A 7511-nucleotide genomic window follows, 5' to 3' on the forward strand; every position below is an offset into this window, starting at 1 on the left:
TGCCAGACCAGCTGAAGGCCGCTGGCTACACCTGGAAGGGCTATGAAGGCGACATGGGCTACGACCCGACACGCGAAGCCGCCACATGCGGCCACCCGACGCTCAATACGACCGACCTGACCCAATCGGCCGAAGCGCCGAGCGCGGCGGTCCCGCTGGGCGACCAGTATGCAACGCGTCACAACCCGTTCATGTACTTCCACTCGATTATCGATTCGCCGGATTGCGGCCAGAACGTCGTGAACCTGAACAAGCTCACAACGGACCTGCAATCGATCTCGACCACCGCCAACTTCAACCTGATCACGCCGAACCTGTGCGACGACGGTCACGACGCGCCGTGCGTGAATGGCCAACCGGGCGGCCTGACGAGCGCAAACACATTCCTGCAGAAGTGGGTGCCGATTATCACCGCCTCGCCGGCGTTCCAGAAGGACGGTCTGCTGATCATCAACTTCGACGAAAGCAGTTACGCGTCAGTGACCCAGCCTTCGGCGAAACAAACGCAACTGACTTTCGCTGGTACAACCTGCTGCAGTCAGCAGCCGGGTCCGAATCTGCCGGCGTTCCCGGAGACTTCGTCGCTGTCGTACAAGGGCGCGACGATCAACCTGACCAAGCAGAGCTTCGGCGGCGACCAGACCGGTGCGGTGATGATCTCGAAGTTCATCAAACCGGGCACGGTGTCGACAGTGCAGTACAACCACTACTCGATGCTCAAGAGCATTGAGGACATCTTCCAGCTGGGTTATCTCGGCTACGCGGGGCAGGCCGGTCTGGCCGGGTTCGGCAACGACATCTTCACGAACCTGTAAGCGATCAGATGCCGTTTTTTGCAACGCGATTCACCGGGCGCACTGCCGCGCGATTGGCGGCGCTCGCGGCGCTGGTCGGAGGCGCACTGCTGCCGCTCGCGGCAACGGGGGCAGCAGCGGCTGGCGCGTCTGCCGATGCGAAGCCCGTCTACAGCGACGCCGCGGCGCTCGGCAAGCTGATGTTCTTCGATGCATCGTTGTCGGCGTCGGGCAAGATGTCGTGCGCGAGCTGTCATAGCCCCTCCCACGCGTACGGGCCGCCCAACGGGCTGGCTGCGCAACTGGGTGGGCCCGACATGCGTTCGCAAGGCACGCGCGCCGTGCCGAGCCTGCGCTACGTGCTGAACCGCACACCGATGTGGAGTCATGCGCAGGCGGCCAGCATGTCCGAGCGCCTGAGCGAGACGGATAACGCGCCGGTGGGCGGCTTCGGTTGGGATGGGCGCTTCAATCGTCTGCACGACCAGGCGAGTTTCCCGCTGTTCAATCCGGACGAGATGGCCAACAAGGATCCGGCGGCGGTACTCGCGAAACTGGAGCACGCGTCGTACGCGGCGCGCTTCAGGGAAGTGTTCGGTCAGAACATCTTCACTGATCCCAGCAAGGCGTTCACCCAGGCGATGTATGCCATCGAGCGCTTCGAGCTCGAGGATCCGAGCTTTCATCCGTACACCAGCAAGTTCGATTACTACCTCGACGGCAAGGTCCAGCTGACGGCACGCGAATTGCGCGGCAAGAAGCTGTTCGACGATCCGGCCGTAGGCAATTGCGCGTCGTGCCACATCGATCAATCGGGTGTCGACGGCTCGCATCCGCTTTTCACCGACTTCAACTTCCAGGCGCTCGGTGTGCCGCGCAATCCGGAGTTGCGGGCGAACGCGGACCCGACCTACTTCGATATGGGTTTGTGTGGGCCGTTGCGCACCGACCAGTCGAGCGACAGAAGCAACTGCGGACTTTTCAAATCCGTGTCGCTGCGTAACACGGCGACGCGGCATGTGTTCTTCCACAACGGCCGCTTCCATACGCTGAAGGACGCGCTGCGTTTCTACGTGCAGCGCGATACGAATCCGGCGAAGTGGTATCCGAAAGACGCGCATGGCAAGGTCGACAAATTCAACGATTTGCCGGTTGCGCTGCGCGTGAATGTGGATACGACCGACGAGCCGCTCACGCGCAAAGCAGGCGAGCGCCCTGTGTGGTCGGAGCAGGACATCGACGACGTCGCCGCATTTCTTGCGACGCTGAACGACGGCTACGTGCTGAAACCGAAGCAGTCGAAGTAGTGCGTGCAGACAGAGCAGCCGATTGCCTTTCCTAAGACGAATTTGGGCCGTTTCGTGCCTCTTTTTCGGGCAGGGATATAATGCGCGAATTTCTCTTCTTTCCCGTCCTCCCTTATGAGCCGGTTACTTTGCCTGATCGTGCTTTCGCTCGGCCTGATGCAAACCGCAACGGCCGACGAAAACAGTGACCGCATGTCCGTGTATTTAACGCAGAAATTCGGTCTGGCAAAGGAAAAGGCTCAAAAGATTTCCGCGGCGGTGCAATCCGCCGCTTCGAAATATTCTCTGCCGCCGGCATTGCTGCTGGCGATCATTTCGATCGAATCCCGCTTCAAGGAAAAGGCCAAGGGCGCCAACGGCGCGACCGGGCTGATGCAGGTGGTGCCGGCCGCCCATCGCGGGATGCTGAGGAACGTCAAGGACCTCACTGAGCCGACGGCCAACATCGAAGTGGGCTCGGCGATCCTGTACGGCTACATGCGCTCGGCAAACGGCGACATGAACGCGGCGCTCAAGAATTACGGTGGATCGCTGGCTTACGCGAAGAAGGTGAACTTGCGCGTCGAAGATTTCGCCGACGTCGCCGGGTCGCAAGACGTCGCGTCGCGTTCGGACGCGCAAGCCAGCATGTGCGAGGTTGATCGTTGTGAGGCGTCGGACAACTGGGCCAATGCCTTTACGATACCGGCCGTCAATGCCGCCGGTGTCAACGGCGCCGCTGGGTTGTCGAGCGGATTGCCCGTGACATCGCACTGATCGCCAGCTTTCCCGTCTTTTTCCTTCTGCGTTGCCGCCGTTTCAAGCCGCGGGAATCGATCGTGATGCCGTGTTAGGCGGCGCTGGGCGTGCGCTGAGCGCTTTTTCCGCCCGCACGGCAACCGCTCTACAATGCATTTCCATTCGATGCTCACGCCGCGCCTCTTCTGATCGATCATGTCCACCTCGTTTTCCAGAACCACCGCCGCCTCGCTTCTCGGCTTGTTGACACTCGTCGCTTGCAGCAGCACCCCGCAGCCGAAATTCCAGCAGGAATTGTTCGAATCGGGCGCGAGCCCTTACGCCCGAAATTTCAACTCGAGCACCACGGATACCTGTGAGGCCGCGCGCCGCGCTTTGCTAAGCCAGGGCTATCTGACGACGATGATGCGTACCGATACCGTCGACGGAACGAAAAATTTCCAGCCGACCGGCGATACACACATCGTCGTCGAGTTTCATGTGGTGTGTACGCCGGGCGAAGAGGCCAGCGATACGAGCATCGTTTACGTCAACGCCGTGCAGAACGGCTTTGCGCTGAAGAAAAGCGATACGTCGGCGAGCGTCGGGTTAAGCGTGCTGGGTTCGCTGTCGTTGCCGATCCGCTCGAATAGCGACGCGATGGTCAAAATTTCGAGTGAGACGATCCCGTCCGGCAAGTTCTACGATCGTTTCTTCGGCCTCGTCGATCACTATCTGCAAACGGTGGTGCGCACGCAGCCGGTTGCGAACAACCGCATCGAGACCCGTATGTTGCCGGTGCCGGTTGAAGCGGCGATTCCAGCACCTCTTCCCGAGATGCCCGATGTGATCGACAAGGCTGCTTCGGTGCAACCCGCGAACGCAGCCGGCATAGCGCCTTGATCGTCTGCCGATGCGTGCGGGGTTTGGGCTGATCAAGGCCTGATCAGCCTTTGATGCCATCACGCAGCGGTACTTATCCTATGTCTTTTACTTCATACGTATATATATGTAGTAATAGTTAACAAGGGTTAACCCCTTCTGTGGATAACTTTCAAATTCCCCCTCACATCAACGTCTTGTAGAAACCATAACCCTGCGGAACACGTCTGTAGAAAAACTACAAAACTGGGATAACTTTGACGGGGCTTGCCTGCCGGCGCGTCTTATCAAGATTCCGCACACAGGCTGTCCGATGCCCTATCCCGAAGTTATTCATAGGCAATTGTGGATAACTTGCGCATCCGGCCATCTGTTGCCGCCCGGCGGCTCGGCTTTTTCGGCGCTTCCAGCGCTCGTCACCGAACAGACAGCGACCTCACCACACGCGTATATTGAAGCTGGAAGGTACAAAGATTGCGTCTATGCTTTTGCAAGCGCAACTGTTGCTATTTAGTCAAAACCATTTCAGCAACGCCCTATCCAGGCATAGAGTTAAAGTGTTTTCTGAGGTTATTGGTGCAGTGCGGGGGTGTGTAATGAAACGCAGAACAGCACGACAGCTAGTCCGTCTTCTCTCGGATATCAGACATGCCAGCCATTGCAGCACGCTGCGGGCGGCAGCCACCAACCGGGCTATCTTCCTCGCGTCCGCCGAGCATGACGCGGATACCGCCGATACCGCCGATACCGCCGATACCGCCGATAGCGACGAAAGCACCGAAGCCGCACGCGAGGCGCCTCACGACAAGCCGGCTCGGAGCGGATCATGAGGACCACAAGCGAACAATCGCTGCGTTTCCTGGTCGAGAAATGGCTGGCGCCGGGGCCTTCAGTTCCGGTTCACGTTACCGAATTCAGCCGCACCCGTCTGGGCGGCAGGCGTTACGTGCGTGTAGAGACTTCTCTAGACGCCGGATCGCGCGGTCTCTTTTTCTTTCGTCACGACGACGGCTGCTGGTGTGTGTTTCCACCCACTGCTGATACTCTGAAGCTCTTCGTGTATCCACGCGCCGCATAATTAACGGTGGACGCAGTCACGCGGGCGACTGGCCAAGCCCTCATGAAGCGTGAGGCAAGCGATCACGTTCGCTTTCGCGTCGCCGGGTGGGCATCACCTGGCACACGATCAAACCGGTGAGCATCAGCGCGCATCCGAATAGCGCGCGCGTCGACAGTGTTTCGCCGAGCACGAGCCACCCGGCAAGCGCGGCGAAAACGCCTTCCATACTGAAGATCACCGCGGCATGCGAGGGCGCCGCGTACTTTTGCGCAACCACCTGAATCGTATAAGCGACACCTACCGACAGCGCACCGCCGTACAGAATCGTCGGCGCGGCACGCTCGATTACCGCAAGGCTGATCGGCTCGATCATGAGGCCGATGCCCAGACATACGAGCCCGCAAGTCACGAACTGCACGAGCGCCAGCATGAGTGTGTCGTGTCGCAACGCGAAGCGGCCGACCAGCATCATCTGTACGGAAATCACCAACGCGCCGGCAAGCTGATACCAGTCGCCGAACAGGATCGAGAAGTGCTCGTTGACGCTGAGAAAGTACATCCCGAGCGCCGCGAGTGTCGCACCGAACCACGTGCCGAATCCCGTTCGATGACGAAACAGCACGCCGAGCAGCGGCACGATCACCACATACAATGAACTGATGAAGCCGGCGTTGGCGACCTTCGTGTATTGCAGGCCGATCTGCTGCAACGAAATCGACGCGGACAGCACGACGCCGAGCAGCACACCGGCACCGAGCAATTCGCGTGCGCCGCCGGGTTCGCGTTTCGACAATTCCGCAAGCGCGGAGCGCCGCACGCAGACGATCATCGTCAGCACGACCAGCGCGCCGAGCAGGAAACGCAATCCGGTAAACAGAAACGGCCCGATCGCATCGAGGCTCAAGCGTTGCGCGACGAAGGCGGAGCCCCAGATCATGGCCGCGATCAGCATCAGCAGATTGGCGCGCAGGTGTTGGCGTGTGTCGGGTTTCAATTGCAGTTTTCGAATTCGGTTGTTCTGACAAGGCGCTCAGGATTTATACGCGATGCACAGCGTCTTGTGACATGGCCCCCTTCACCGGCACCGGCATCGGTATTGGCACCGGCACCGGCACCGCACTTGAACACAATTGCGCACACATTCCCCCAACTTCAGAACAGACGCGACGAGGCGGCGTACCTAGACTGCGGCTTCCATCTCAAATAAAAAGTCCTGATCGTGCGCAGGCGCCTCTTTTATCTGTGTGTTCCGCTGTTTGGCCTGAGCTGCTCGTCGATGGCATACGCCGAGAATTTTTATATGTTTTCGCTGGCGGGGGGCGTGGCGCCGCGCTATCAGGGTAGCCGTGATTACCGTCCGTTCGTCGCTCCGCTGATCTCCGCGGAGTTCAGCAACGGCATCTTTCTGAGTCCGACGGACGGCCTTGGTTACAAGCACACCTTCGCCAATGGGCTGTTCGCATCGGCGGCGCTGAGCTACGACTTCGGCCGTACCGACAGCAAGCGTGCCGATTTGCCGGGCTCGGACTATCTGAAGGGCATGGGCCGGATTCCTGGTTCGGTGATGATGTCCGTGCAGGTCGGCGCGCATCTGTTCGGTCCGTAGACCATCAGCATCACGCTGGACCAGCCGCTTATGCATACGAGTCACGGCACCAACGGGGATGTCGATCTGACTGTGCCGGTCCTGCAAACCGTCGACAACGACATCAGCGTCACCGGCAGCGTGCACGCGGCAGCGGTCGCTAGCAGACGTTCTACGGCGTCACCGACGCGCAGGCGGCCGCAAGCCGCTTCCTGCCGTATGCGGTGAAAGGCGGTTTCGACAGCGCGAAGGTGTCGGTCGGCTGGACCGACGGCAAGTTGTTCTGGCTCGCGCCGCCTGCGCGAAGTGTTGGGCGAAATCCGCCGCGATGGGTACGTCGTTACCGATCAGCAACTGGAATTGGGCATGCGGGGCGTCGCGGTGCCGTTGCGTGATCGGCATGGCTCGGTCGTGGCGGCGATCAGCGTGAGCATGCCGATCGGCCAGGAGTCGGCGAATGCCGCGTTGCATCGGGTGCTGCCAACCCTCCAGGATACTGCCAGTTTGCTGCGAAACCTCGTCTGAAAGCGGGGCTAGGTAATTTCCCCGATACGGTGTGCTTAACGAGTGAAAGCATACCGAAAGCAAGCTGTCTCCCGGAAAATACATATCGAGTTTTGGGCATGACAAACCGCCTACGCTGCGTAATACTCTCCCGCGGGGAGCGGTAAGGCGCCTCAAGCCCTGTCTGCTTCACCGTGCAGCTATTTCATTCACATTGACTCAGTCGTCCAGGTTTGGGGAACAACACATGAAAAAATTTATCGTCTCGCTCGCAGCCGCTTCGATCGCGCTGGTCTCCGTTCAAGCTTTCGCACAGGCATCGGACGCAGCAGCGCCGGCCGCTGCAGCTAGCGCGTCGAAGAAGCACCACAGCAAGAAGCTGAAGACGCATGGTAAGCGCGCTCCGGTTTCGTCGGCTGCTTCGGCTGCTGGCACGAACGACAAGGGCACGGCAAACTAAGCTCAGGCTTGGTTTTGTCGGGCGAACCCTGCCGGTTCTCTTCTGCGCGCTGCTAGTCGGCGAGTGCAGCGCAGTTCCGGTTAAACGTCGCCAGCAAAAAGGCCAGAGCTTCTGCTCTGGCCTCAGACTGCTGACAAAGTACCCCCGAAGCCTGGCCATGCGCCGGGCTTTGTCGTTTAATGAGCGTCATGCTCAAGAAACC

General features: G+C 59.8%; 9 protein-coding genes and 1 pseudogene. 9 read left to right on the forward strand and 1 reads right to left on the reverse strand.

Translation table 11 applies throughout. From position 1 onward, the window contains the following. The 6 genes from VFE81_RS02780 to VFE81_RS02805 all read left to right on the forward strand — a co-directional run. The coding region (locus VFE81_RS02780) for an alkaline phosphatase family protein (protein ID WP_325043129.1) at positions 1 to 815 on the forward strand (815 nt) is incomplete at its 5' end. 8 nt (positions 816 to 823) lie between these two features. Then, a complete protein-coding gene (locus VFE81_RS02785; RefSeq protein WP_325043130.1) occupies positions 824 to 2101 on the forward strand; it encodes a cytochrome-c peroxidase in 1278 nt (425 codons plus the stop codon). Between the two features lie 114 nt (positions 2102 to 2215). Next, complete coding sequence (locus VFE81_RS02790) at positions 2216 to 2857, forward strand: transglycosylase SLT domain-containing protein (protein ID WP_325043131.1); 642 nt, start codon at positions 2216 to 2218, stop codon at positions 2855 to 2857. A gap of 177 nt (positions 2858 to 3034) precedes the next feature. Next, entirely contained in the window at positions 3035 to 3721 is a 687-nt protein-coding gene (locus VFE81_RS02795; protein WP_325043132.1) for a DUF2242 domain-containing protein, read from the forward strand. 575 nt (positions 3722 to 4296) lie between these two features. Continuing rightward, positions 4297 to 4530, forward strand: a complete 234-nt coding sequence (locus VFE81_RS02800) for a hypothetical protein (RefSeq protein WP_325043133.1) — start codon at positions 4297 to 4299, stop codon at positions 4528 to 4530. Next, positions 4527 to 4778, forward strand: coding sequence for a hypothetical protein (locus tag VFE81_RS02805; RefSeq protein ID WP_325043134.1), 252 nt, complete (start codon positions 4527 to 4529; stop codon positions 4776 to 4778). The genes VFE81_RS02800 and VFE81_RS02805 overlap by 4 nt, the downstream gene beginning before the upstream one ends. Positions 4779 to 4818: 40 nt before the next feature. Here the strand turns inward: VFE81_RS02805 and VFE81_RS02810 are convergent, their stop codons facing one another. Further along, the gene (locus VFE81_RS02810; RefSeq protein WP_325043135.1) at positions 4819 to 5754 is read right to left on the reverse strand and encodes a DMT family transporter; all 936 of its coding nucleotides are present in this window, start codon (positions 5752 to 5754) and stop codon (positions 4819 to 4821) included. A gap of 282 nt (positions 5755 to 6036) precedes the next feature. Between VFE81_RS02810 and VFE81_RS02815 the strand changes: the two genes are divergently transcribed. The 3 genes and pseudogenes from VFE81_RS02815 to VFE81_RS02825 all read left to right on the forward strand — a co-directional run bounded on the left by VFE81_RS02815 (position 6037) and on the right by VFE81_RS02825 (position 7309). After that, positions 6037 to 6366, forward strand: coding sequence for a MipA/OmpV family protein (locus tag VFE81_RS02815; protein ID WP_325043136.1), 330 nt, complete (start codon positions 6037 to 6039; stop codon positions 6364 to 6366). A gap of 273 nt (positions 6367 to 6639) precedes the next feature. Further along, a pseudogene (locus VFE81_RS02820) lies at positions 6640 to 6870 on the forward strand (IclR family transcriptional regulator domain-containing protein); the annotation flags it as partial. 226 nt (positions 6871 to 7096) lie between these two features. Further along, positions 7097 to 7309 (forward strand): hypothetical protein, encoded by a 213-nt coding sequence (locus VFE81_RS02825; RefSeq protein ID WP_325043137.1) that lies wholly within the window; start codon positions 7097 to 7099, stop codon positions 7307 to 7309. Positions 7310 to 7511 lie beyond the last annotated feature (202 nt).

This window comes from Paraburkholderia sp. (assembly GCF_035656215.1).
GTDB lineage: Bacteria > Pseudomonadota > Gammaproteobacteria > Burkholderiales > Burkholderiaceae > Paraburkholderia.